Origin of the sequence: Vibrio fortis (assembly GCF_000695685.1) — a bacterium.
GTDB classification, from domain to species: domain Bacteria; phylum Pseudomonadota; class Gammaproteobacteria; order Enterobacterales; family Vibrionaceae; genus Vibrio; species Vibrio fortis_A.
The window spans coordinates 117842-143255 of sequence record NZ_JFFR01000005.1; the positions used below are offsets into that span (position 1 = coordinate 117842).

General features: G+C 46.3%; 27 protein-coding genes. 19 read left to right on the top strand and 8 right to left on the bottom strand.

Annotated elements, in window-relative coordinates; translation table 11 throughout:
* The first annotated feature begins 93 nt into the window (after positions 1–93).
* From VFDL14_RS16920 to VFDL14_RS16900, 5 genes are all read left to right on the top strand, one after another.
* Positions 94–672 (top strand): aminodeoxychorismate/anthranilate synthase component II, encoded by a 579-nt coding sequence (locus VFDL14_RS16920; protein WP_032550021.1) that lies wholly within the window; start codon positions 94–96, stop codon positions 670–672.
* Positions 673–1052: 380 nt separating this feature from the next.
* Positions 1053–2264, top strand: a complete 1212-nt coding sequence (locus VFDL14_RS16915) for an aspartate aminotransferase family protein (RefSeq protein WP_032550023.1) — start codon at positions 1053–1055, stop codon at positions 2262–2264.
* Between the two features lie 109 nt (positions 2265–2373).
* Positions 2374–3393, top strand: coding sequence for an arginine N-succinyltransferase (astA, locus tag VFDL14_RS16910; protein ID WP_032550024.1), 1020 nt, complete (start codon positions 2374–2376; stop codon positions 3391–3393).
* Between the two features lie 32 nt (positions 3394–3425).
* On the top strand, positions 3426–4883 hold the full coding sequence (gene astD, locus VFDL14_RS16905) for a succinylglutamate-semialdehyde dehydrogenase (protein WP_032550025.1): 1458 nt from the start codon (positions 3426–3428) through the stop codon (positions 4881–4883).
* A gap of 207 nt (positions 4884–5090) precedes the next feature.
* Positions 5091–5882 carry a DUF1338 domain-containing protein gene (locus VFDL14_RS16900; protein WP_032550026.1) on the top strand — a complete coding sequence of 264 codons (792 nt, stop codon included), beginning with the start codon at positions 5091–5093 and terminating at the stop codon, positions 5880–5882.
* A gap of 191 nt (positions 5883–6073) precedes the next feature.
* Here the strand turns inward: VFDL14_RS16900 and crp are convergent, their stop codons facing one another.
* The 6 genes from crp to VFDL14_RS16870 all read right to left on the bottom strand — a co-directional run bounded on the left by crp (position 6074) and on the right by VFDL14_RS16870 (position 11737).
* Positions 6074–6706: a cAMP-activated global transcriptional regulator CRP gene (gene crp, locus VFDL14_RS16895; protein ID WP_004410522.1), complete on the bottom strand. Its 633-nt coding sequence runs from the start codon at positions 6704–6706 to the stop codon at positions 6074–6076.
* 241 nt (positions 6707–6947) lie between these two features.
* Positions 6948–7817, bottom strand: coding sequence for a phosphoribulokinase (locus VFDL14_RS16890; RefSeq protein WP_032550028.1), 870 nt, complete (start codon positions 7815–7817; stop codon positions 6948–6950).
* A gap of 77 nt (positions 7818–7894) precedes the next feature.
* Positions 7895–8107, bottom strand: a complete 213-nt coding sequence (locus VFDL14_RS16885; RefSeq protein WP_032550029.1) for a YheU family protein — start codon at positions 8105–8107, stop codon at positions 7895–7897.
* An 89-nt stretch (positions 8108–8196) separates the two neighbouring features.
* Positions 8197–9174: a hydrolase gene (locus VFDL14_RS16880; RefSeq protein ID WP_032550030.1), complete on the bottom strand. Its 978-nt coding sequence runs from the start codon at positions 9172–9174 to the stop codon at positions 8197–8199.
* A gap of 155 nt (positions 9175–9329) precedes the next feature.
* Complete coding sequence (locus VFDL14_RS16875; RefSeq protein ID WP_032550031.1) at positions 9330–9818, bottom strand: TIGR02444 family protein; 489 nt, start codon at positions 9816–9818, stop codon at positions 9330–9332.
* Positions 9815–11737, bottom strand: a complete 1923-nt coding sequence (locus tag VFDL14_RS16870; RefSeq protein ID WP_032550032.1) for an ABC transporter ATP-binding protein — start codon at positions 11735–11737, stop codon at positions 9815–9817. Before VFDL14_RS16870 ends, VFDL14_RS16875 begins: the two co-directional genes overlap by 4 nt.
* A 170-nt stretch (positions 11738–11907) precedes the next feature.
* On the opposite strand from VFDL14_RS16870, the gene kefG reads away from it, so the two are divergent.
* The 5 genes from kefG (at position 11908) to VFDL14_RS16845 (ending at position 16402) form a co-directional block, all read left to right on the top strand.
* The gene (gene kefG, locus VFDL14_RS16865; RefSeq protein WP_032550034.1) at positions 11908–12495 is read left to right on the top strand and encodes a glutathione-regulated potassium-efflux system ancillary protein KefG; all 588 of its coding nucleotides are present in this window, start codon (positions 11908–11910) and stop codon (positions 12493–12495) included.
* A complete protein-coding gene (gene kefB, locus VFDL14_RS16860) occupies positions 12495–14291 on the top strand; it encodes a glutathione-regulated potassium-efflux system protein KefB (RefSeq protein WP_032550036.1) in 1797 nt (598 codons plus the stop codon). The genes kefG and kefB overlap by 1 nt, the downstream gene beginning before the upstream one ends.
* A gap of 74 nt (positions 14292–14365) precedes the next feature.
* Complete coding sequence (locus VFDL14_RS16855; protein ID WP_032550037.1) at positions 14366–14566, top strand: YheV family putative zinc ribbon protein; 201 nt, start codon at positions 14366–14368, stop codon at positions 14564–14566.
* 94 nt (positions 14567–14660) lie between these two features.
* Positions 14661–15227 carry a peptidylprolyl isomerase gene (slyD, locus tag VFDL14_RS16850; RefSeq protein WP_032550038.1) on the top strand — a complete coding sequence of 189 codons (567 nt, stop codon included), beginning with the start codon at positions 14661–14663 and terminating at the stop codon, positions 15225–15227.
* A 209-nt stretch (positions 15228–15436) separates the two neighbouring features.
* Positions 15437–16402 carry an isoaspartyl peptidase/L-asparaginase family protein gene (locus tag VFDL14_RS16845; RefSeq protein WP_032550039.1) on the top strand — a complete coding sequence of 322 codons (966 nt, stop codon included), beginning with the start codon at positions 15437–15439 and terminating at the stop codon, positions 16400–16402.
* Positions 16403–16512: 110 nt separating this feature from the next.
* On the opposite strand, the gene VFDL14_RS16840 is transcribed toward VFDL14_RS16845, so the two are convergent.
* Together VFDL14_RS16840 and VFDL14_RS16835 are read right to left on the bottom strand one after the other, a co-directional pair.
* Positions 16513–16740: a SlyX family protein gene (locus VFDL14_RS16840; protein ID WP_032550040.1), complete on the bottom strand. Its 228-nt coding sequence runs from the start codon at positions 16738–16740 to the stop codon at positions 16513–16515.
* A gap of 5 nt (positions 16741–16745) precedes the next feature.
* Entirely contained in the window at positions 16746–17723 is a 978-nt protein-coding gene (locus tag VFDL14_RS16835) for a WD40 repeat domain-containing protein (RefSeq protein ID WP_032550041.1), read from the bottom strand.
* Between the two features lie 131 nt (positions 17724–17854).
* On the opposite strand from VFDL14_RS16835, the gene fkpA reads away from it, so the two are divergent.
* The 9 genes from fkpA to tuf all read left to right on the top strand — a co-directional run bounded on the left by fkpA (position 17855) and on the right by tuf (position 25354).
* Positions 17855–18631 (top strand): FKBP-type peptidyl-prolyl cis-trans isomerase, encoded by a 777-nt coding sequence (gene fkpA / locus VFDL14_RS16830; RefSeq protein WP_032550042.1) that lies wholly within the window; start codon positions 17855–17857, stop codon positions 18629–18631.
* Between the two features lie 182 nt (positions 18632–18813).
* Entirely contained in the window at positions 18814–19536 is a 723-nt protein-coding gene (locus VFDL14_RS16825; RefSeq protein ID WP_032550043.1) for a helix-turn-helix transcriptional regulator, read from the top strand.
* On the top strand, positions 19533–19931 hold the full coding sequence (gene tusD, locus VFDL14_RS16820; protein ID WP_032550044.1) for a sulfurtransferase complex subunit TusD: 399 nt from the start codon (positions 19533–19535) through the stop codon (positions 19929–19931). Before VFDL14_RS16825 ends, tusD begins: the two co-directional genes overlap by 4 nt.
* Complete coding sequence (gene tusC / locus VFDL14_RS16815) at positions 19928–20284, top strand: sulfurtransferase complex subunit TusC (protein ID WP_032550046.1); 357 nt, start codon at positions 19928–19930, stop codon at positions 20282–20284. Before tusD ends, tusC begins: the two co-directional genes overlap by 4 nt.
* Positions 20285–20293: 9 nt before the next feature.
* Complete coding sequence (gene tusB, locus VFDL14_RS16810; RefSeq protein ID WP_032550047.1) at positions 20294–20569, top strand: sulfurtransferase complex subunit TusB; 276 nt, start codon at positions 20294–20296, stop codon at positions 20567–20569.
* A gap of 181 nt (positions 20570–20750) precedes the next feature.
* Positions 20751–21125, top strand: a complete 375-nt coding sequence (rpsL, locus tag VFDL14_RS16805; protein ID WP_004399892.1) for a 30S ribosomal protein S12 — start codon at positions 20751–20753, stop codon at positions 21123–21125.
* A gap of 97 nt (positions 21126–21222) precedes the next feature.
* Positions 21223–21693, top strand: a complete 471-nt coding sequence (gene rpsG / locus VFDL14_RS16800; RefSeq protein WP_004737195.1) for a 30S ribosomal protein S7 — start codon at positions 21223–21225, stop codon at positions 21691–21693.
* A gap of 150 nt (positions 21694–21843) precedes the next feature.
* On the top strand, positions 21844–23940 hold the full coding sequence (fusA, locus tag VFDL14_RS16795; protein ID WP_032550048.1) for an elongation factor G: 2097 nt from the start codon (positions 21844–21846) through the stop codon (positions 23938–23940).
* A gap of 229 nt (positions 23941–24169) precedes the next feature.
* Positions 24170–25354 carry an elongation factor Tu gene (gene tuf / locus VFDL14_RS0122995; protein ID WP_032550062.1) on the top strand — a complete coding sequence of 395 codons (1185 nt, stop codon included), beginning with the start codon at positions 24170–24172 and terminating at the stop codon, positions 25352–25354.
* The last annotated feature ends 60 nt before the right edge of the window (positions 25355–25414 follow it).

The window sequence follows — 25414 nt, forward strand, 5'->3', positions numbered from 1 at the left end:
TAAATAGTAAATAAGTAGAAAGACTTGCCTTTCTAATCTCTTACTGCACAATACACATCCTATTGTTCTCTTCAATACGGTTACGATTTACGTATGTTACTTATCATCGACAACTACGACTCTTTTACCTACAACCTGTACCAATACTTTTGTGAGTTGGGTGCAGAGGTCAAGGTTGTGCGCAATGATGAAATTGATATCGCCGGTATAGAAGCGCTTAATCCCAATCACCTAGTGATCTCTCCTGGGCCATGTACACCTGATGATGCGGGTATTTCGCTTGCTGCGATCGAATACTTCGCGGGTAAGCTGCCTATCTTAGGTGTGTGTCTCGGTCACCAAGCTATCGCTCAAGTATTTGGTGGTGAGGTGGTGAGAGCCAGACAGGTAATGCATGGAAAAACCTCGCCAATTCGTCATACTGGCAAGAGCGTTTTTCAAGGGCTGAACAATCCGCTAACAGTCACTCGCTACCACTCCTTGGTCGTGAAGAACGGTACTCTGCCGGACTGTTTTGAACTGACGTCTTGGACTGAGTTTGAAGATGGCCGTATGGATGAAATCATGGGCTATCAACATAAGACTTTGCCGATCGACGCAGTACAATTTCACCCTGAATCGATTAAAACAGAGCAAGGGCACCAACTGCTTGCTAATTTTCTAGCACGCTGAGTGTTTGAATCCTTCTGACACTGATCACTTTTTATAACATTTATAGATGTGAATAATGCTTTTTCTGCCTATGCAAAGTTATTCGCGTTATTTCCTCTCGATCCCCTCTCAGAGCCTGTTTTACCTGCATTTCTCCTTTCCTAAAGCATGTATAAGCAAAAAAAGCTTCATAAAATAGATACCTTGATGCATAAATAGTCATAGGTAGTAACGTTCGCCTGGCTGTTTAGCGTGGCGAAAGAATAATCTACTATTGAAAAGGTTAATTAAATGTAAATATAATGCTGCAGCAGGATGATGGCGAGACAAAATACCTTTGTCTCGGATATGAACCATTACGCTTATTTTGCGAAGCTTGCAGTATCGAGAAGGAATGTGTGATGACAGTGGAAAATAAAGTGGAACGTAGTCTATTTGATGAGGTCATGGTGCCTTGTTACAACCCTATGGAAATGATCCCAGTAAAAGGGGAAGGTGCACGCGTTTGGGATCAGCAGGGTCGTGAGTATATCGACTTCGCTGGTGGTATTGCGGTGAGCTGTTTGGGTCACTGTCACCCAGCAATGGTTGACGCTGTGACTGAACAAGCGAATAAGCTGTGGCACCTAAGTAACGTAATGACTAATGAGCCAGCGCTGCGCCTAGCTAAAAAGCTAACAGACGTATGTTTTGCAGAGAAAGTATTCTTCGCAAACTCAGGTGCAGAAGCGAATGAAGCGGCATTGAAGCTTGCTCGTCGTTGGGCTGCAGACGTTCATGGCCCAGAAAAATCTGAGATCATTGCATTTAAACAAGGTTTCCACGGTCGTACATTCTTTACGGTTACTGTTGGCGGTCAAGCTGCGTACTCAGACGGCTTTGGTCCTAAACCTGGTGATGTAACTCACCTTCCGTACAACGATATCGAAGCACTAGAAGCGCATATCTCTGATCGCACTTGTGCCATCATGATGGAGCCTCTGCAAGGCGAAGGCGGTATCATTTCTCCAACATCAGAGTTTGTGAACACGGTGCGTGAACTGTGTGATAAGCACAATGCACTGCTGATTTTTGATGAAGTACAAACAGGTAACGGCCGTACGGGTAACTTCTACGCTTACCAAGGCTTAGGTGTGACGCCGGATATCTTGAGCACTGCGAAATCACTTGGTGGTGGTTTCCCAATCGGTGCGATGCTAACAACTAACGAACTAGCACCACACCTGAAAGTGGGTACTCATGGCTCAACTTACGGCGGTAACCCACTAGCATGTGCGGTTGCAGAAGCCGTTGTTGATGTTGTTAGCCAACCTGAAACTCTAGAGGGCGTGAAGGTGCGTGAAGCGCTATTCCGTGATGGTCTAGAGAAGATTAATGAAAAATATCAAATCTTTAGTGAAGTTCGTGGTAAAGGTCTGCTACTAGGTGCTGCCCTGAATGACGAATGGCAAGGCCGAGCACGCGACGTGTTAGTAGCTGCGGGTAAAGAAGGTCTAATGGTGTTGGTTGCGGGTGCAAACGTTGTTCGTTTCACACCATCACTTGTAATCACTAAAGAAGAAATTGAAGAGGGCTTAGCAAAACTAGATAAAGCAATTGCTTCGCTAGTATAAGCCTCAAGCGGCGTCATAGGAATGATCGCCACAAGAGCGATCTCATGACGCACAGCTCAAGGCCCAAGCTTAATGTTTTGGGCCTGTTTTGCATCTGGAGGGAATAATGATGCTTGTTGTACGCCCAATTAAATTATCTGATTACGATGCGCTACACACCTGTGCGGTCGAGTCAGGACATGGATTCACATCTCTTCCGGTTAACGAAGAACTGTTAACCAATCGAATTACACACTCTGAATACAGCTTTGCTAAAGAAAACGTAACTGAGCCGGGTGACGAAGGTTACCTAATGGTCGGTTTTGACGTTGAAACGGGCGAAGTTGCTGGAACGACAGGCATTGAAGCCTCGATTGGCTGGGATGTGCCTTTTTACTCTTACCACATCAGCAAAGTGGTGCACTCTTCACAACGACTTAAAGTAAATAACGTTGTTAAGCTACTGACTTTTGGTAATAACTACACAGGTTGTAGCGAAATTTGTACGCTGTTCTTACGCCCTGATTACCGTAAAGGATTAAACGGCCGCTTAATGTCTAAGTGTCGTTTCCTACTTATGGCTGAGCACCCTGAGCGCTTTTCTGAAACCATTTTTGCGGAAATGCGTGGGGTATCCGATGATGATGGTAACTCACCATTCTGGCAGTGGCTTCAAGAGCACTTTTTCTCAATCGACTTTACGTTGGCGGACTACCTAACGGGTATTGGTAAGAAAGGCTTTATCGCTGATCTGATGCCTAAGCTGCCAATCTACATCAACCTGTTGAGCCAAGAAGCACAAGATGTAATTGGTCAAGTACACGAGAAAACACGCCCAGCATTGAAACTGCTTGAGCGTGAAGGCTTTACTAACCGTGGTTACGTCGACATTTTCGATGCAGGCCCAACGGTTGAGTGTGATTTACGTAATATCGAATCGGTGCGCCATTCAATTCGTGCTCAGGTTGAAATCAGTGAGCATGCCAGCTCTCAAGATTACCTGATTGGTAACACCTCATTTGAAAACTTCCGAGCGGTCGCTGCTAAAGGTGCTTATGACCAAGCTAGCGGTAAAGTGATCCTTGCGCCGAACGTGGCCGAGGCGTTGGAAGTTCAAGAAGGCGATTTTGTTCGTATGTTGGCTCAATAGAGCTCAATGGTTAGTCAAAGAAGGATAGAAGTATGACTCAGTGGATTGCAGGGCAATGGGTAGCCGGTCAAGGCGAAGCGATGACATCAGTTAGCCCATACGACAACCAAGTAGTGTGGAAGGGCGACAGTGCAACACCTGCTCAAGTTGAATCAGCGGTAGCTGCGGCGCGCGAAGCTTTTCTAACTTGGAAGAAACTTAGCTTTGCTGAGCGTGAAGCGATTGTGCTTAAGTTTGCGGAAAAAGTGAAAGAGAACAGCGAAGAGATCGCACAAATCATTGCTAAAGAAACGGGTAAACCAATCTGGGAAACTCGCACTGAAGCGGGTGCGATGGCGGGTAAGATAGCTATCTCAATTCGTGCGTATCACGACCGTACTGGTGAATCATCACGTGAAGCGGCAGGTAACCAGATCGTTCTGCGTCATCGCCCTCTAGGTGTAATGGCAGTATTTGGACCTTACAACTTCCCGGGTCACCTGCCTAATGGTCATATCGTTCCTGCATTGCTATCGGGTAATACGATTGTATTCAAACCATCGGAGCAGACACCGTGGACAGGTGAATTCGCGATGAAGCTTTGGCAAGAAGCTGGCCTACCTGCAGGTGTCATTAACCTTGTTCAAGGCGCTAAAGAGACGGGGATTGCTCTAGCGGATGCTAAAGGCCTAGATGGCGTGCTATTTACGGGCAGTGCTAACACGGGTCACATACTGCACCGTCAGTTTGCTGGTCAACCGGGTAAGATGCTGGCACTAGAAATGGGTGGTAACAACCCTATGGTGATCAGTGAACACTTTGGTGATGTTGATGCTACGGTATACACCATTATCCAATCAGCCTTTATCAGTGCAGGTCAACGTTGTACTTGTGCGCGTCGTCTGTATGTTCCAGTGGGTGAGAAGGGTGATCAGCTGCTCGATAGCCTAGTGGCAGCAACCAAGAAGATTCGTGTAGACCAACCTTTCGCTGAGCCAGCTCCTTTCATGGGGCCACAAATCTCAGAAGCGGCGGCTAAGTTCATTCTAGATGCGCAAGCAAACCTGCAATCTTTAGGTGGTGTAAGTCTAGTTGAAGCGAAAGCTGGTGAAGCTGCATTCGTCACTCCGGGCATCATCGATGCAACCAATATTGCAGAGCTGCCAGACGAAGAGTACTTCGGCCCACTGCTGCAGGTTGTTCGTTATGAGTCACTGGAGCAAGCGGTTGAATTGGCGAACGATACACGTTTTGGTTTGTCTGCAGGTCTTGTATCAACAGACGACTCTGAGTGGGAGTACTTCGTTGATCACATCCGTGCAGGTATTGTTAACCGTAACCGTCAGCTAACAGGCGCAAGTGGTGACGCACCATTTGGTGGCCCAGGTGCTTCAGGCAACCTACGCCCGAGTGCTTACTACGCAGCGGACTACTGTGCATACCCAATGGCATCGATGGAAGGCGGTGAAACGCAACTTCCAGCGACCTTTAGCCCGGGTATCGAATTATAGAAAGCAATTAATCACCACTAACAACGTAAACCATCAATTGGAGGCAGGGAAGTTTGGCCTCCTTTGGATTACTCGCAAGGAGTCTGACTTTGCGAGATATAATTATAAAATAAGTATGTCACAAGCTGATGGCTGCTGACGCCTCGTCGCAGCCACACTCTTTCTAATCCAACTCTCTAGCTTGCTAGAACCCGACAAGGAGTCACCATGACACCCGATCTACTGTTCAAATCCCTATGGGATGACTACATCGAACGCCTCTGCCCATCTGCTGAGAAGGTACATCAGCTGTTGAAAGAAGAGGAAGACCTTATCAATGATCACATCGCGCTGCGTACGTTTAATGTTGCGCCTTTGGGGATTGATACGCTTGCTAAACCTTTCTTAGCACTTGGTTACAAAGCGTGTGGTGACTACCTGTTTGAAAGCAAGAAACTCGTGGCTAAGCACTTTGAACACCCAGATCCAACGCAACCAAAAGTGTTCATTAGTGAGCTGAAAGTGGAAGAGTGCTCTGCAGAGCTACAAGCGATCGTTGCTAAGTTGGTCGAGCAGGTGGATGCAAGCAAGTTAGAAGGGCAAGACTTCCTATATGGCGGTCGTCTTTGGGACTTGGATTTCCAAGATTACAAAGAATTGGCGACAGAGAGCGAATACGCGTCTTGGTTGGCCGCGCATGGTTACGGTGCTAACCACTTTACCGTGAGTGTGAACCAGCTAAATGAATTCACCGAAGTACAAGCCGTGAATGATCACCTGAGTGAGTCTGGCTTTACGATCAATAGTGTTGGCGGTCAAGTGAAAGGCTCTCCAGAGGTTCTGCTAGAGCAATCATCAACAATGGCGGATAAAGTGAAGGTTGAATTCTCAGAAGGTGCGGAGTTAGTTCCAGGCGGCTTCTATGAGTTTGCTAAGCGCTACCCAATGGCTAATGGCGAGCTTTACACAGGTTTTGTTGCAGCATCGGCCGACAAGATCTTCGAAAGTACTAACGGGTAACGAAAGGTACGAGCACTGGGTTGCCCTAGAGGTGCGGTACGTTTTTCTTCGAGACAGTTTACAAATAGGACTCTGTGAGTTCTTTTCGTATCTCGTATCTCGTATCTCGTATCTCGTATCTTCAACTGATAAAGAAAAAGCCACCAAATTCGCATCTGGTGGCTTTTGAATTTTTGCTCAGTTAATCGAGATTAACGAGTACCGTAAACAACGATAGTTTTACCGTGAGCAGAAATTAGGTTTTGCTCTTCTAGCATCTTCAAGATACGACCTACAGTCTCACGTGAACAGCCAACAATCTGACCGATCTCTTGACGAGTGATCTTGATTTGCATGCCGTCTGGGTGAGTCATCGCATCTGGTTGTTTCGCTAGGTTTAGTAGCGTTTGTGCGATACGACCAGTAACGTCAAGGAACGCTAAGTCACCAACTTTTTGGCTGGTTACTTGAAGACGGCTAGCCATTTGCGCAGAAAGACGCATCAGGATATCTGGGTTCACTTGGATAAGTTGACGGAATTTCTTGAAAGAAATCTCTGCAACTTCACAAGGAGATTTTGCACGAACCCATGCAGTACGCTCTTGGTCTTCTTCGAATAGACCAAGTTCGCCGATAAAGTCGCCTTGGTTTAGGTAAGAAAGAATCATTTCCTTACCTTCTTCGTCTTTGATAAGAACTGCCACAGAACCCTTAACGATGTAGTACAGGGTCTCTGCCTTTTCACCAGCGTGAATCAGAGTACTCTTTGAAGGGTACTTATGAATATGACAGTGTGAAAGGAACCACTCTAATGTTGGATCGGTTTGAGGTTTACCTAGAACCATAATATCTCACTTCCTCTGCAGGGTATGCTTGCCGCTTTCCATATTTTAGCTAAGCCTGAATTTGACTTCTTAGGATAAGAGCACTTGTTCTGTGCTGCAAGCTATCTTGTGTTTCGGTTAAGAATAGTATCCTTTTTCAGTCACTATTTCTTGATTTTAATCGTGACCAAGCTACGATTTTTTACGCAAAATTGTGCACATGATCACGGTATGAAAAGTAATCAACCGGAATGCTGTTCCGTTAGCCAATTTTTCCCGTTTCAATGAGCTGTTGTAAGATTGGTCTTACGATGAGCTCCATAGCAAAGCTCATTTTCCCGCCTGGCACAACAAGTGTATTGTGACGAGACATAAATGAGCCATCAATCATAGCGAGTAAGTACGGGAAATCGACGTTTTTGATACCACGCAAACGAATAACTACGAAACTTTCGTCAAGGCTAGGGATGCCCTTTGCATTAAGTGGGTTAGAGGTATCAACGGTCGGTACTCGCTGAAAATTGATATGGGTACGTGAAAACTGTGGGGTAATGTAGTTGAGATAGTCGTCCATTGAACGAACAATAGAGTCCATTACCGCTTCACGTGAATGCCCGCGATCACGTGTATCTCGGACGAATTTTTGAATCCACTCTAGGTTAACGATGGGTACCATGCCAATCAGCAGGTCAACGTGTTGCGATACGTTCACATCACCATCGACAACCCCACCATGTAAACCTTCGTAAAACATCACATCAGAGTTTTCTGGAATCTCTTGCCATGGGGTAAAAGTGCCCGGCATCTGATTGTAAGGCACCGCTTCATCAAAGGTGTGCAGGTAGCGTCTGACTTGCCCAGTCCCCTCGTTGCCATACTGACGGAAGAACTCTTCAAGCGCACCAAAGTCGTTGGCTTGTGGGCCAAAGTAACTGATGTGCTTGCCTTGCTCTCGAGCCTTGCGGATCTCGACATCCATTTCTGGACGAGTAAAACGGTGGAAACTATCGCCTTCAACCCAAGCCGCCTTCACATCCATCATGTTGAACATTTTTCGGAAGGCTTCTGAGGTAGTGGTGGTACCGGCTCCTGAAGAACCCGTAACCGCAATAATTGGATGTTTAGCGGACATGACAACCCTTGTCGTTAGAATAACTTACTTGTTAGCAATCGTTTTCCACTATAACACGGCTATTTTTTTATGGCAGCCTAGAAGCGTTTAGTGAGTTGGATATCGACAGTTTCGTGCAGTTCAGAAAAAACAATGCTCGCTTCTCCTGATTGCAGCTGCTGTTTTACTTGGTCGATTTTTGATTGCAGTGAGATCTCAACATCGCCGTAATCTGTACCTTCTCTGAGCACGAATTCCTTGATAAGGTTTTCTAGAGTTTCAGGGGCGATGTCTTGCCATGGAATGATCATAAATACATCTCTCTTTTATGTTCATGGATATGTTTAAAGGTTACTAAGGTTCGATTTAGTTTTTGAGTGCTGGCCTCAATGTGGCGTTATTATGCCGAATCCTGAATACTTTCATAGTAGGCAGGCAGTGCCTCTTCTAACCAAAACTTAGGGTTGAAGGTACTGCCGGTAATGAAGCCCACGTGCCCACCTTTCTGAAACAGTCGGTAATCTATGTTATCCGGTAGAATGAATTTCGGAATCACATCATCGGTCATGAAAGGATCGTCTTTGGCATGAATGATCTGCGTAGGCAGCTTAATGCGATTAAGCTTTGGCAGTGCAGAACATTGCGCGTAGTAATCTTGTGCATTCTTAAAGCCATGCAGAGGCGCAGTGATCAAATCATCGAACTCATACAGCTTCTCGATCTTCTTGATCGTGTCTGCGGTGATGCCTAATTTTTCTGAAAGCAGCTTCTCTTTCTTGAGCGCGTTGGATTTAAGTGAGTTCAATAAGTACTTCTTGTAGACCTTAGAGAACCCTTTTTCGATTCGACTCGAGCAACTGGCAAGATCAAATGGCGCTGAAACAATAGTTGCTGCAGAGAGCAGAGGATCGTCAGCGTATTCAACGAGGTAGTTGGCCAACATGTTACCGCCCAAAGAGATACCGACGGCTACCTTAGGATTATTCGGAAACTGAGCATGCAGGTTTCTTAAGAAAAAGCGTGCATCTTCTACTTCACCGGAGTGATACGCACGAGCTAGGCGGTTGGGTTTACCGCTGCAGCCACGAAAATGCATCATTACCGATAACCATCCATCTTCCGCAAAAGCGTTCATAAGACCGTTGGCATAGGGGCTTTCAAAGCTGCCCTCAAGGCCATGAAAGAGCACGAAGATTGGCTTGCGATCGAGACCTTCGTTACTTGGGTCTTCGCTCCACGCTAAATCGAGAAAATCATGGTCAGGCGTTTCAAGGGTTTGCCAGTGAGGGTGGAACAGCGCCTGCTTACGAATAAACCTAGGGACCAAGGTCTGAAGGTGGGGGTTAGATAGGCCAGTCGCAGCGGTAAAAATTGTCATAGTAGAGGTTCCATCATTCTCTGGGGCTGAGATATCACTCGCGTTTCTCTTTGAGCTTGGTCTATCTTGACGCGGTGCGCAAGTGGTGAGTGATGAGTGTTGACCAAGAATTGACGCAGCTAATGTATTGAAAACTAAGTGTAGTAATGTGACGTCTAGTTAATAGCGCTATGCTCTTCGGGTGCTAGTGGCTCTGAAAAGAACTCATATAGTGACTCGGCAGAGAGCAAGCGACAGTACTGCAACACCAGCGGTGTAGTTGCGTTTGATGTCAGAGGAAGGCGATTGATACAGTCGACCAGATCCGATTGTTGCTGCTTTTCGAGTTGGAGTTCGAACTGCAGCGCTTCTCGATACAGTGAGTCGACCACGTGAGGCTTAAGGTGTTTACGTAGCTCTCGATAACTGAGCAGCAGGGATTCTGAGCGGCTTAAACACTGTTGAATGTTGTGCCACTCAGTCTCTTTGAAGGCCATTTGCTGCTCGTCTAACCATTTGAGGAGCAGCAGTAGATTCACGTTACCATGATATTGGTTTTGTAGGGTCAGACATGCATCTTTAACGCCGCGAGCACTGTAATAGCTGAGGCTAAATTGCCACAGTCTCTCTAGTGTTAGCGTTGTTGGTGCATGCTCTGAACTCATAAATTTTCCATATCCTGTTCCATCTGCTCAAGCTCTTCTTGAACAGACATCCACTCCATTTCAACCTCTTCAAGTTGAGATTTACTGGTGGCTTGTAGTGCGAGTACTTGATTAAGTTTAGCTTTATTTTCGGCTTCATACAGCGAAGTGTCAGACAATTGCTGTTCAGCTTCCTCTAGATCCGCTGTGAACTTATCCATTTGTTTCTCGAACTGGGTCAGTTTCTTGCGCAGCGGAGCTGTCAGTTTTCTAAATTCTGCTTCACGGCGTTTCTGCTCTTTCTTAGCTGCAGCACTGTTGGTGCCATCTTTAGCTGGTGCTTGCGCCTGTGCCTCTTTACGCTCGATTTTTTGCTGGTCAGTGAGCCATTTGTAGTAGTCGTTTAGATCACCGTCGAAAGGCGCGACCTGACGGTCATGCACTAGGTATAAATCATCGGTTGTCGCACGCAGTAGGTATCTATCGTGCGATACAATCACCATTGCGCCCTCGAAGGTTTGCAACGCCATGGTGAGTGCTTGGCGCATGTCTAAATCTAGGTGGTTGGTTGGTTCATCGAGTAGCAATAGGTTCGGTTTCTGCCAAACCAGCAGAGCCAGTACGAGACGTGCCTTCTCGCCACCAGAAAAAGGTGCGACCTTATCCAGTGCCTTATCCCCTTGGAAACCAAAACTACCTAGGTAATCACGCAGTTGTTGCTCTGTATGCTTTGGCGCAATCTGCATCATGTGTTGCAGTGGCGTTTCTTCTGGATGCAAGGTTTCTAGTTGATGCTGTGCGAAGTAACCAATTTTGACACCCTGCGAGTAGCTAAGCTCACCGGCTTGTTGCTTCAGCTCACCGGAGAGCAGTTTGATTAATGTCGATTTACCTGCACCGTTACGACCGAGTAGACCAATGCGGCTACCTGGAACAAGGTTCAAGCGGATCTTCTCGAGGATCAGATTATCGCCGTAGCCTGCTGATACTTCATCCATCATCAAGATAGGGTTTGGCAGTGCGTCAGGCTCTCTAAATTCGAAACTGAATGGGTTATCGAATTGAGCCGGCAATACTTGCTCCATCTTTTCGAGCGCCTTGATACGGCTTTGTGCTTGGCGTGCTTTTGATGCTTTGTAGCGGAAGCGGTCGATGTAGCTCTGCATGTGCGCCATCTGCTTCTGTTGCTTCTGGTACATTGCTTGTTGTAGCACTAACTTCTGAGCACGCTGATTCTCGAACGATGAGTAGTTACCCGTGTACTCATTAAGCTTTTGGTTCTCAACGTGAACGATGCGATTGACGATAGGGTCTAGGAAGTCCCTATCGTGCGAAATTAGGATTAGTGTGCCAGGGTAGGTTTGCAGCCAACGCTCTAGCCACATTACTGCGTCTAAATCCAAGTGGTTGGTCGGTTCATCGAGTAGCAGTAGGTCACTGCGGCACAATAGAGCCTGCGCTAAGTTCAGACGCATACGCCAACCACCAGAAAACTGAGTCAGGTTCCAACTCATCTGGTCTTGGCTAAAGCCTAAGCCGTCCAGTAATTCTGCAGCTCTTGCTTTGATGCTGTAACCGCCAATGGTTTCTATCTTGCCGTGAATCTCGGCCACCAGTGTACCGTTATCCGCTTGTTCTGCTTTCAGCAGTTGTTCTTCTAGACCACGATATTCACGATCACCATCAATTACGTATTCAATTGCGGTTCTCTCGAGCGCTGGCGTTTCTTGAGCTACCCATGCCAGCTCCCAGTGTGCTGGTTTGCTGAATGACCCTGCATCAATCGACAGTTCGTCTTTGATAAGAGCGAACAGTGTGGACTTACCACAACCGTTTTTACCAACTAAACCCACCTTGTCGCCAGGGTGTAGAGTCGCAGATGCTTGATCAAGCAGAGGTTTACCGCCGCGCAGTAGTTGAATATCCGAGAAAGTAATCATAGAAATCGCAAAGAATTAAGAGGTGAACAGACGCCTGCATAGTAGGCGGAAACCAGATAAAAGTCGATCACAATGCAAATTGGGTTATGATGCCAATAACATATTAATAACTTTTGTTAGAATTTTCTTGGCATTGCCACCGTTTGCCCTGTAAGGAATGTTTCAAAGGAATGAGTGATTTGTTATCTACAAATAACACAGTACCCAAGGTCTTGGTGATTTTTGCTCACCCAGAGCCTCAAACCTCTATCGCTAATCAAGTGATGCTGAAAAAAATAGAGTCGCTCGGTCATGTTAAAATTCATGATCTCTATGCGGCCTATCCGGACTTCTTTATTGATGTTCCGTTTGAGCATGAACTGCTTCTTGAGCATGACATCATCGTCTTCCAACACCCTCTGTTTATGTACTCTTGCCCTGCGTTACTCAAAGAGTGGTTTGATCGCGTACTAGGTAAAGGTTTTGCGTTTGGTGATCAGAGTGCATTGAAAGGTAAGTACTGGCGCAGTGTGATCACGACAGGTGGTAAAGAGGAGGCATTTGGTGCTTCGGGCTATAATAAATATCCACTACAAGAGATCTTGCAACCCTTTGAGCTGACGGCAGCCTTGTGTCAAATGCACTGGCTAGAGCCTCTGGTTCTGCACTGGGCTCGAAATGTATCAGACATGACGCGTTATCAACACGCCGAGTCTTATCGAAATTGGTTAAGAGAACCATTGCAACTTCTTGAAGAGCAGCACAGGGAGGCGCAGTAATGGCATTAACCAATGAATTCCTCCAAAGCAGCGTGATTTTTCTATCGGCTGCCGTCGTCGCGGTGCCGATTGCTCAGCGTGCTGGGCTAGGCTCTGTACTTGGTTACCTCTTGGCGGGCGTGGCGATTGGCCCTTGGGGACTTGGATTAATCAGCGACGTCGAAGCGATTCTCCATTTCTCCGAATTCGGGGTGGTGCTGCTGCTCTTTCTCATTGGTCTCGAACTTAACCCCAAAAAACTCTGGACCATGCGGGGGCCCATCTTAGGCCTCGGTGGTGCTCAAGTGGTTATTACAACACTACTGATCACAGGGGTAGCGTGTCTCTTTGGTCTGACTTGGCAGACCAGTCTGGTTATTGGTATGGGCCTGGCACTCTCATCAACCGCTATTGCGCTGCGTGTTATTGAAGAGCGTGAGCTGAGCGGCAAAGAGGCCGGGCAGTCAGGCTTTGCAGTGTTGCTGTTCCAAGATATTGCGGTGATCCCAATGCTGGCGCTGCTACCGTTGCTTGCGGGTAATACCGGTGGTAGTTGGGCAGACATGTTGTGGATGCTTGCTGGTGTCGTCGGTTTGTTGGTCGGTGGTCACTTCCTACTTCGTCCTCTGTTTCGCTATGTGGTTTTGAGTGGCGTACGTGAACTGTTTACCGTTGCAGCGCTACTGCTGGTAATTGGTATTGCGGTGATTATGCAGCAGATTGGATTGTCGATGGCTCTCGGTACTTTCTTAGCGGGCGTTCTACTGGCTGAGAGTGAATACCGCCACGAGCTAGAGATTGCGATTGAACCGTTTAAAGGGCTGCTCTTAGGTCTGTTCTTTATCTCTGTGGGCATGGCGGTAAACCTAGGCCTGCTTGCTGAAAGTCCGTTTGCAATCTTGATGGCGGTATCTGCACTGGTTGTGATGAAAGGTCTTGTGCTTTATGCACTGGCTCGTATTTTTGGCACCCAAGCGAAGGCGCGTAGCCGTATGGCGATGATCTTAAGCCAAGGTGGTGAGTTTGCTTTCGTTATCTTCACGGCAGCGAGCGCTCAAGGCATCTTGAGTATGGAGCAAGTCTCTTTCCTATTAGTTGTTGTGAGCCTATCAATGGTCACCACGCCACTGATGCTTAAATTGCAAGATAGGTTCTTTGCACGTCAGTTGAATCAAATCAGTGAGAATGCGATGTCTTCTGACGTAGTGGATCGCAGCCCACGCGTGATCATTGCGGGCTTTGGTCGCTTCGGTCAGATCATTGGACGCTTGATGTATGCCAATAAGATTCGTATCACTATTCTTGAGAGCGACGCGAGCCAAATCCATATCTTGCGTAAGTTCGGTTATAAAGTGTTTTACGGTGACTCGACGCATCTAGAACTTTTGCGTGCTGCGGGCGCCGACAAAGCCGAAGCCATTATTCTTTGTACTGACTCACCAGATGAGATCATGAAAACGGTCGATCTGTGTCGCCAACACTTCCCGTGCCTAAAAATCTTGGCACGTGCTCGAAGTCGTGTTGAAGCGTACCAACTATTGAACCACGGTGTGACCAACTACTCTCGTGAAACCTTCTTAGGGGCGTTAGACTTGGGTAGACAAGCTCTGACTGAACTCGGCATGCATCCATACAAAGCGAAACGTGCTGAGGCGCATTTCCGCAAACTCGATAACGCCATGCTAAAAGACCTGCTTCCTCAGCACAGTGAAGATGCGGAATTAGCACAAAGGGCCAAAGAGGCTCGCAAAGAGTTGGAAGAGATTTTTGGGCATGAGATGGAAAATGACCACCAATCTCGAAACTATTGGCAGTAAGGCACTGTCGATAAAATAATAAGATAACAGCCATGGTTGAATGGCACGCATCCAAGTTGTAAAGGATAGATAACGTGAAACAGAAAAAACGCTTTATTGCTGGCGCTAGCTGCCCAAGCTGCAACTCTCAAGATACTCTGCGTTGGTGGGTAGAGAATAATATTGAGCTGGTTGAGTGTGTTGATTGTGACTTTACAGAGCAACGTAAACCGAAAACTGTAGAGAAATCTGAACACGCTAATCAAGAAATGATCGGTATTTTTAAGCCGGAATGATTGAGTTTCGTTAATTGATCCCCATAATATCCCGGTACAGAATTTTTCCTAAGCTCAATTGTTGGAGCTTAGTCCAAACCTCCTTGGAGCTCTCATGAAAATTGAAAAGAACGTAGTAGTTAGTGTTGCATATCAAGTGAAACTTGAAGATGGCGTAGTAGTTGACCAATCAACTGCAGAAGCTCCACTAGATTACCTTCACGGTCATAACAACCTAATCACAGGTCTTGAAAAAGAGCTTGAAGGTAAAGTTGCGGGTGACAAATTCTCTGCAACAGTTGCACCTGAAGAAGCATACGGCGAGCATAACGATGCACTTGTTCAACGTGTACCAGCAGACGTATTCCAAGGTGTTGAGCAGATCGAAGTTGGTATGCGTTTCCTAGCTGACACAGACCAAGGCCCAATCCCAGTAGAAGTGACTGAAGTTGACGGCGACGAAGTTGTTGTAGACGGCAACCACATGCTAGCTGGCCAAACTCTAACGTTCGACGTTGAAGTTGTAGCGGTTCGTGAAGCGACTGAAGAAGAGATTCAACACGGTCACATTCACCAAGCAGGTCACGACCATGAAGGCGGCTGCTGTGGTGGCGAAGGTCACGACCACGGTGAAGAGAAAAAAGAAGGCTGCTGCGGTGGCGGTGGCTGTGGTTCTCACTAATTAGTGAACCTAAGCTGAATATAGAAAGCCTCCCTTGTGGAGGCTTTTTTGTATCTGCTGTATGGGCGTTTTTGATGCGGGTTTACGTCGTTACTTTTGAGACAGACTCTTCGAGTTGGCTGACCTAAATTATTCGCCTTTACCAGACACAGCTTGATGAATATGGTATTGGTAAGCAAAAGACCAAGACAGGCAAATGGAGAGCATCTATGTCACACCCTTTTTCTATCGCGATACATGGTGGCGCTGGGACGATTTTACGAGAGCAGATGAGTGATGATCTCAAAGCTGGCATCGTTGAAGCTTTAGAAAAGTCCGTATTGGCAGGGCATCAAATTCTAAAATCGGGTGGTGATGCGCTAGATGCGGTTGTGGCTGCTGTTAAAGTGATGGAGGACAGCCCCCATTTCAATGCGGGTAAAGGCTCGGTTTTGACTCATGATGAATTCGTCGAGATGGATGCATCAGTGATGCATGGTAAAGAGATGGATGCTGGCGCTATTGCTGGTGTTCGCCATATTAAAAACCCGATCGAATTAGCTCGCGATGTGATGTTGAAAAGCGATCACGTATTGCTGATTGGTGAAGGGGCAGAGAAGTTTGCCTTTGAACATGACTATACCTTTACTGAGCAAGATTACTTCTTCACAGAACGCCGTTATGACCAACTACAGTCGATGAAAGAGAAAGGTATCTTCGCGTTGTCTGAGGCGAAATACGATGAACAGCAAGCCGGCAAATACCCAGATGATAAAAAGTACGGCACGGTAGGTGCTGTCGCATTAGACCAAGCGGGTAATCTCGCTGCAGCGACCAGTACCGGTGGCGTAACGAACAAGAAGTACGGTCGTGTTGGCGATTCACCCATCATAGGTGCAGGGACCATTGCTGAGAATGGCAATGTTGCCGTTTCTACGACAGGGATGGGTGAGTTCTTTCTGCGTAAGATGGTTGCCAGTGATGTGGCGGCGCGTATGCGTTACTTGAAAGAAGATGTGTATACAGCTTGTGAACATATCATTCAGGGTGAATTGAAAGAGATGGGCGGAGAAGGCGGCTTAATCGCCATTGATAGCCAAGGTGAGATTCACTTCGGTATGAACAGCTCTGGTATGTACCGCGCGAGTGTTGATGTCGATGGTGCCGTAGAAGTGAAAATCTACGCCGATGATTAAACTGATTTATCGGCAGGGTTGAGTATTAACTGATTTATATAAAACAAAAAGGGTGACTCATGGTCACCCTTTTTGCATTCACAGAAACTCTCACTGCCGACATCTGAATATCAGTAGTGTGGCGGTGGCGTCTCTTCTGATGCGTCAGCCAGATTCGAGCCGTCGATATTCTTAACCTTACCGACAACATATTTCATTTGGTCTTGCATCTTAGTGATCAGCAATTGTTGTTGGCTCAGTGCCTCATTGAGTTCTTCAATGGTCTGCTCTTGGAAAGCCAGCTGACACTCAAGGTCATTCACTCGGCTCTCTAGTTGTTCAACTAGCTTCTCTGTCATCGTTCTTAATCCACGTTCCAAGCTTGGGCGATGCCCGCTGATGTTCCCGATATTACACGGCTCTGATTATCAAAGGCTGCATCATACACTACCGCACGAGGAGGGCGAGCATCTTTTAACGGCTCCGCTTCGTAGCGAGCGATGCGCTTGCCGGTCTGCGTATCCCAAATACTGACTTGGCTTGATGGTGTACCCGTGACGAGTTGTAGACCATCATCAGAGAAGCGAGCGGTTGAGAAGATCAGTTGGCGCGACCAGCTTTGTAGCTCCGCTTGTGGCTCACCGGTTTCAAGATCCCAAACTATGGCTTGGTTTCCACCATCGGAAGTAAAAGCCAGCTCACCATCCCGCTGGAGTACGACTCGCACAACGCGCTGTTCATGCTCGAAGGTACGCAAAACCAGCCCTGTTTCTGTATCCCAAAGGTAGGCTTTGTAGTCGTTACCACCTGAAAGTGCGTAGCGGCCATTGGACGATAGCGACACTGAATTGACTTTTTCTCGATGCGCGAGGAACTCTAAGCGGCGACCAGTGACTAAGTCCACGTAGATGGCTTTACCGTTTGATAACCCGAGTAGGACTTTCTCGCCGTTACTGGAGATGTCGACATCGCGGATCAACCCGTCAGAGATCGACCAAAGTCCTTCGGCTTGCGTCCAAGTTAGGTCCCAAACGGCAAAGTTCATCTGACTGGCTGTCACCGCATAGCGACCATTGTCAGAGATTTTGATTCGTGTAACAGGAGAACTTTGTTGGTCTTGTTCTCCAAGTTGGGCGAGTTCTTGATTTTCTGCGAGATCCCACAGTAGCAAATGTTTCTGCTGGGAATAGAGTAGGGCAAAGCGACCGTCTCTGCTTAACGCAAAGCTGGTGGCACCGCTGGGTTCGATATCCCAACGTTGATCATCCTCTTGGAAGAAAAAACATCCATTTAACAGAGTGATGACAATTGCATATAGTAATGAGTGAAAAAATATTCGCATCACGTCTAACAATCCGGTTTGTGTCAGAAGACATAGAACTAGTATATTGTTATAACTAACGTATTCACACCAATCTAATCATTAGATTTGTGCACAATAACCAATGGCTTGGCCATTAATTGGAGTATTCAATGAAATCAGTTTTAAAAGTATCACTGCTTGCCGCGACGGTTATGCTAGCAGTTGGTTGTCAGAAAGAAGAACCAAAGGCAGAAGCTCCTCAAGTCGAAGAAGTGAAAGTTGAAGCAGTAAACTTTAAAACAGAAGACGACAAAGCGGCTTACGCAATCGGTGTTTCATTTGCAAACTACCTAAGCACAAGCATTGATAAGCCAAGCGAATTAGGTATCAACCTAGACAAAGAAATGGTACTGAAAGGTATCGAAGATGTATTTGCAGAAAAAACTGCACTTAACGAAGAAGAAACTCGTGCGGCACTAGAAGCTCTTGATCAGCGTGTAGCAGAAACAATGCAAGCTCAAGCTGCAGAGAAATCAGCTGCAACTAAGAAAGCGGGTGAAGACTACCGTGCTGAGTTTGAGAAAACAGAAGGCGTTCAAAAAACTGACTCTGGCCTACTATACCAAGTAATGACAGCGGCGGAAGGTGAGTCTCCAAAAGATACTGACACTGTACAAGTACATTACAAAGGCACACTAACTGACGGTACTCAGTTTGATAGCTCTTACGATCGTGGCGAACCAGCAACATTCCCACTAAACCGCGTAATCCCGGGTTGGACGGAAGGCGTACAGCTAATGCAAGTGGGCTCTAAGTACAAGTTCGTTATCCCGCCAGAGCTAGCGTACGGTGAGCAAGACACACCAACAATCCCAGCGAACTCAACGCTTGTATTTGAAGTTGAGCTACTGAAGATTGATAACGCAGAAGAAACAGCTGCACAATAATCGTTTCACGAAGTGTTCTAAGGCCTAACTCAGTTAGGCCTTTTTTTATGCTGTCATTTTGAGTAATTGGTTTTTTAACTTGTTCTAAATCACTAGTTGCAATGTTAGCTAGGTGTGCAATTAAAAATTTCTGATAAACTTACATAAATTTGTTGATTTTTCACACGAAGGTAAGGAATTAAGTGACTACTACAGAAACAGTCAATGCGGATGTGTTACTTGAAATGGAATCAGTCAATGTCATGCCATTCAGTGAACACGATAAAATCATTCTGAGATCTTATGAAGCCGTTGTTGATGGCATCGCAAGTCTTATTGGTCCGTTTTGTGAAATCGTTTTGCACTCGCTAGAGGATCTTAATACCTCTGCGATCAAGATTGCCAACGGCGAGAATACTGGGCGTCAGGTTGGTTCTCCAATCACCGATTTAGCGCTGAAGATGCTGAAAGATATTGAAGGCTCTAAGCGTAACTTCTCTCGTTCGTACTTTACACGCGCAAAAGGCGGTGTATTGATGAAGTCGATTACGGTGGCTATCCGTAATGGTGACGACCGAGTTATCGGCCTGCTTTGTATCAACGTAAACCTTGATGCTCCGTTCTCACAAGTACTGCAATCTTTCATGCCAACGCAAGATGCAGATGAAGCGGCGTCTTCAGTGAACTTTGCAAGTGACGTTGAAGAGCTGGTAGACCAAACCGTAGAGCGCACCATCGAAGAGATCAATGCTGATAAGTCGGTATCGAACAACACTAAGAACCGTCAGATCGTGATGGAGCTTTACGACAAAGGTATCTTTGATATTAAAGATGCGATTAACCGCGTTGCAGAGCGCCTAAATATCTCAAAACATACGGTTTACCTGTATATCCGTCAGCGCAAAACAGAGGATGATGAGAGTTGAGTTCAAACCTAACGTATACCCTGTTAGTTAATGGGCCAATCTATGGCTCCCAATCTGCGAAAAATGCCTACCAGTTTGCGCTTGCTTTGATAGAGAGAGGACATCAACTGAAGAGTGTCTTCTTTTATCAAGATGGGGTGAGTAATGGTTCCGCGCTGACCGTTCCAGCTAACGATGAATTTGATCTTGCTGGAGCGTGGCAAAAGCTTGCATCACAACATGAAGTTCGCTTGGAAACCTGTGTTGCAGCTGCACTGCGTCGAGGCGTTGTCAGTGAGGATGAAGCGAATCAACATCAGCTTGAAAATCACAACTTGGCGGATGGTTTTGAGCAAGCAGGGCTAGGCAGTCTTGCTGAGGCGATGTTGACTCAAGATAGGGTAGTGCAGTTTTGAAAAAGTTAGGATACGTATTTAACAGCTTTCCTCATAGTACAGCATCGGGCAGAGAAGGCTTAGATGCACTGCTAGCGGCTTCTGCTTACACCGAGGAGATTTCGGTGTTCTTCGTCGGCAATGGCGTAACACAACTGCTCGAGCAACAGCAGCCAGGCGAGTCTTTGTCTCGCGATTACATTGCAGCATTTAAGCTGATGGAGCTTTACGATATCGAGCAGGTTTACGTGTGTGAGCAGAGCTTACAGCGCTTTGGACTGGCGAGTGAACAGCTGGTTATTGATACTCAAGTACTGGCACCAAGTACTATGGCGCAGCAGTTTGCTCAATGCGACCAGATACTCACATTTTAAAGGTTTAACATGCTGCACATCATTAAGACGATCGAAAAGCTTAATCTCGCGCTTGCCTATCGCCAGCCGAGTGAACACTTACTGTTAACGGAAGACGCGGTTTACGCAGCATTGCCAAGCCATGAGCTTGCGCAGCAGCTAATGGATATCGAAGAAGTGTCTGTGCTCGAGCCAGATCTCAACAGCCGTGGTTTGCAAAACCTCGTGTCGAAATCATTAACAAAAGTGGATTATTTGGGCTTCGTTGCACTCACCGAGCAGCACCAACAATCCATCACTTGGTAACCCTTTACCACTATTATCGACCAAATAGAGCATCCTTAGCTCTAGATGGCTAAAAAAGATCTGTATATTTCTTGACACACATCCCACTGCTGAATAGAATTTTGCGTCCCTAATTGCCACGTGTAGTTAGGGATAGATTTTTCACAAAGCTTACTTTCAAGTAAATTTCAGGAGCTAGTTAATGGCAACTATTAACCAGTTGGTACGTAAGCCTCGTGCAAAGCAAGTTGTTAAAAGCAACGTGCCTGCACTAGAAGCGTGTCCACAAAAACGTGGTGTATGTACTCGTGTTTACACTACTACACCTAAAAAACCTAACTCGGCACTACGTAAAGTATGTCGTGTACGTCTAACTAACGGTTTCGAAGTAACTTCGTACATCGGTGGTGAAGGTCACAACCTTCAAGAGCACAGTGTTGTTCTAATCCGTGGCGGTCGTGTAAAAGACCTTCCGGGTGTACGTTACCACACAGTTCGCGGCGCACTAGACTGTGCTGGCGTTAACGACCGTAAGCAAGGTCGTTCTAAGTACGGTGTTAAGCGTCCAAAATCTTAATGGTATCCGTTAAGTAAGGCCAAACACTAAATTAATTTTAATTTTTGAAGAAACTGAAAAGTTTTGGATAACCTGAAGAAGACAACGGAGAAAATCCATGCCACGTCGTCGCGTCATCGGTCAGCGTAAGATCCTTCCAGATCCAAAGTTCAAATCTGAACTGCTGGCAAAATTCGTTAACATCCTAATGGTTGACGGTAAGAAATCTACTGCAGAAAAAATCGTTTACACTGCACTAGATGCAATGGCTGAGAAATCTGGTAAAGATCACTTAGCTGTATTTGAAGAAGCTCTTGAAAATGTTCGCCCAGCGGTAGAGGTTAAATCTCGCCGTGTAGGTGGTTCAACTTACCAAGTACCTGTAGAAGTACGTCCGGTTCGCCGTAACGCACTTGCTATGCGTTGGGTAGTTGAAGCTGCGCGTAAGCGTGGTGAAAAATCTATGGCTCAACGCCTAGCAGCTGAAATGCTAGACGCGTCTGAGAACAAAGGTACTGCGGTTAAGAAACGTGAAGACGTTCACCGCATGGCTGACGCAAACAAAGCGTTCGCTCATTACCGTTGGTAATACCTTTCAGTGCTGCAAGGTTCCTTGCAGCACTTCTTTAGTTCCTATGCGTATGCTAGGAACTATTGCTATTTCTAGAGGGATGCTTTTTTAGCAACTACTCTGGGTATAGCAATAGTCCCTAAGTCTCTAAGTAAAGAGGATTCAACCGTGGCTCGTAAAACTCCTATTGAGCGCTACCGTAATATCGGTATTGTTGCTCACGTAGATGCAGGTAAAACAACCACAAGTGAACGTATTCTGTTCTATACCGGTCTTTCTCACAAAATCGGCGAAGTTCACGATGGTGCAGCAACCATGGACTGGATGGAGCAAGAGCAAGAACGTGGTATCACAATCACTTCAGCAGCAACCACTACGTTTTGGCGTGGTATGGAAGCGCAATTCCCAGATCACCGTATCAATATCATCGACACCCCTGGACACGTTGACTTCACGATTGAAGTAGAACGTTCTCTGCGTGTACTTGATGGTGCAGTTGTTGTGTTCTGTGGTTCATCTGGTGTTGAACCTCAATCAGAGACAGTATGGCGTCAAGCTGACAAGTACCAAGTTCCACGTATGGTTTTCGTTAACAAAATGGACCGTACAGGCGCAGACTTCCTGCGTGTAATTGATCAGATCAAGGATCGCCTAGGCGCGACACCTGTTCCAATTCAATTGAACATTGGTGCTGAAGAAAACTTCCAAGGTGTTGTCGATCTTATCAAGATGAAGGCAATCAACTGGAACGAAGCTGACCAAGGCATGACGTTCACATACGAAGACATTCCTGCAGACATGCAAGAAATGGCTGAAGAATATCGTACAGAACTTGTTGAAGCTGCAGCTGAAGCCTCTGAAGAACTGATGGACAAATACCTTGAAGAAGGTGAGCTATCAGAAGAAGAGATCAAACAAGGTCTTCGTACTCGTACCCTTAATAACGAAATCGTACTGGCAACTTGTGGTAGTGCATTCAAAAACAAAGGCGTACAAGCTGTTCTTGATGCAGTGGTTGATTTTCTTCCTTCTCCAGTTGATGTACCTGCAATCAAAGGTATCGATGAAGACGAGAATGAAGCAGAACGTCACGCAGATGACAACGAACCGTTCTCTGCACTTGCATTTAAGATCGCAACCGACCCATTCGTTGGTACTCTAACTTTCATCCGTGTTTACTCTGGTGTAGTTGAAAGCGGTAAAACGGCTTATAACTCAGTGAAGCAACAGCGTGAGCGTTTGGGGCGTATCGTTCAGATGCACTCAAACAAGCGTGAAGAAGTAAAAGAAGTACGAGCAGGTGACATCGCCGCTATTATCGGTCTAAAAGATGTGACCACTGGTGAAACTCTATGTGACCAGAACCATAAGATTGTTCTTGAGCGTATGGAGTTCCCAGATCCAGTTATCCAGATCGTTGTAGAGCCAAGCTCACAAGCTGATCAAGATAAAATGACGATTGCTCTAGCTAAGCTAGCAGCAGAAGACCCATCGTTCCGCGTCGATATGGACGACGAAACTGGCCAGACACTGATTTCTGGTATGGGTGAACTACACTTAGATATCATCGTTGACCGTATGAAGCGTGAATTTAGCGTGAACTGCAACGTTGGTAACCCGCAAGTGGCTTACCGTGAAACAATTCGTGGTACAGCGAAAGCGGAAGGTAAATTTATCCGTGAACACGGTGGTAAAGGTCAATACGGTCATGTTTGGCTGAAACTTGAACCATCAGAAGTTGGCGAAGGCTTTGTCTTCGTGGATGAAATTGCCGATGGTACGGTACCTAAAGAGTTTATCGCTTCAGTAGCTAAAGGCGTTGAAGAGCAGATGAACAATGGTGTGCTTGCTGGCTATCCAGTTCTGGATATCAAAGCTACACTATACGATGGTTCTTACCATGAAACAGATTCAAGTGAGATGGCGTTTACAATCGCTGCCTCTATGGCTTTCAGAACAGGTGCACTTGAAGCGCAACCAGTTTTGCTTGAGCCTATGATGAAAGTTGAAGTAACTACTCCAGAAGACTGGATGGGTGACGTTGTTGGCGATATTAACCGTCGTCGCGGCATCATCGAAGGTATGGACGAGGGTACAGCTGGCCTGAAGATAATTCGTGCACAAGTTCCGTTGTCTGTCATGTTCGGTTACTCAACTGATTTACGTTCTGCGACACAAGGTCGTGCTTCTTACTCTATGGAGTTTAGTGAGTACGCTGAAGTGCCTAACAATGTTGCAAAAGCAATCATTGCAGAGCGTGGTTAAACAATAGGGCTGCATTTTTTTCATTTTTTTGAAAGATCTAATGCGTCCAAATATTGCGCTAACGAGAGTTGGCGCATAAAATAGCAATTTCTGGCGCGTCTCGACCAATAATGGTCGTGGCGAATCATAACTAGGAAGGAACACGATCGTGTCTAAAGAAAAATTTGAACGTACGAAACCGCACGTAAACGTTGGTACTATCGGCCACGTTGACCACGGTAAAACAACTCTGTCTAAAGAAAAATTTGAACGTACGAAACCGCACGTAAACGTTGGTACTATCGGCCACGTTGACCACGGTAAAACAACTCTAACTGCTGCTATCTGTACTACACTTTCTAAAGTGTACGGTGGTGAAGCGAAAGACTTCGCATCTATCGATAACGCTCCAGAAGAGCGTGAGCGCGGTATCACAATCGCAACTTCTCACGTTGAGTACGACACTCCATCACGTCACTACGCACACGTAGACTGTCCAGGACACGCGGATTATGTTAAAAACATGATCACTGGTGCTGCACAAATGGACGGCGGTATCCTAGTTGTTGCTGCGACTGACGGCCCAATGCCTCAAACTCGTGAGCACATCCTACTTGGTCGTCAAGTTGGTATCCCTTACATCATCGTATTCATGAACAAATGTGACATGGTTGATGACGAAGAGCTACTAGAACTAGTAGAAATGGAAGTTCGTGAACTTCTTTCTGAGTACGAATTCCCAGGTGATGACCTACCAGTAATCCAAGGTTCTGCTCTTGGCGCACTAAACGGCGAGAAGCAATGGGAAGACAAGATCGTTGAGCTAGCTGAAGCTCTAGATACGTACATCCCAGAGCCAGAGCGTGCAGTAGACCAACCGTTCCTACTACCAATTGAAGACGTATTCTCGATCCAAGGTCGTGGTACTGTTGTAACTGGTCGTATCGAGCGTGGTATCCTACGCGTAGGTGACGAAGTAGAAATCGTTGGTATCAAAGAAACAACAATGACTACTTGTACTGGTGTTGAGATGTTCCGTAAGCTTCTTGACGAAGGTCGTGCTGGTGAGAACGTTGGTGCACTTCTACGTGGTACTAAGCGTGACGAAGTTGAACGTGGTCAAGTACTATCTGCTAAAGGTTCTATCAACCCACACACTAAGTTCGAGTCTGAAGTATACGTACTTTCTAAAGACGAAGGCGGCCGTCACACTCCTTTCTTCAAAGGTTACCGTCCACAGTTCTACTTCCGTACAACTGACGTAACAGGCGACATCACTCTACCAGAAGGCGTAGAAATGGTAATGCCAGGTGACAACGTTCAAATGACTGTTGAGCTAATCGCTCCAATCGCAATGGACGAAGGCCTACGTTTCGCTATCCGTGAAGGTGGCCGTACTGTAGGTGCTGGTGTTGTAGCTAAAATCTTTGCATAAGATTTGACGAACCACTAGTAAAAAGGGCATCATTTGATGCCCTTTTTCTGCGCTAAAAAA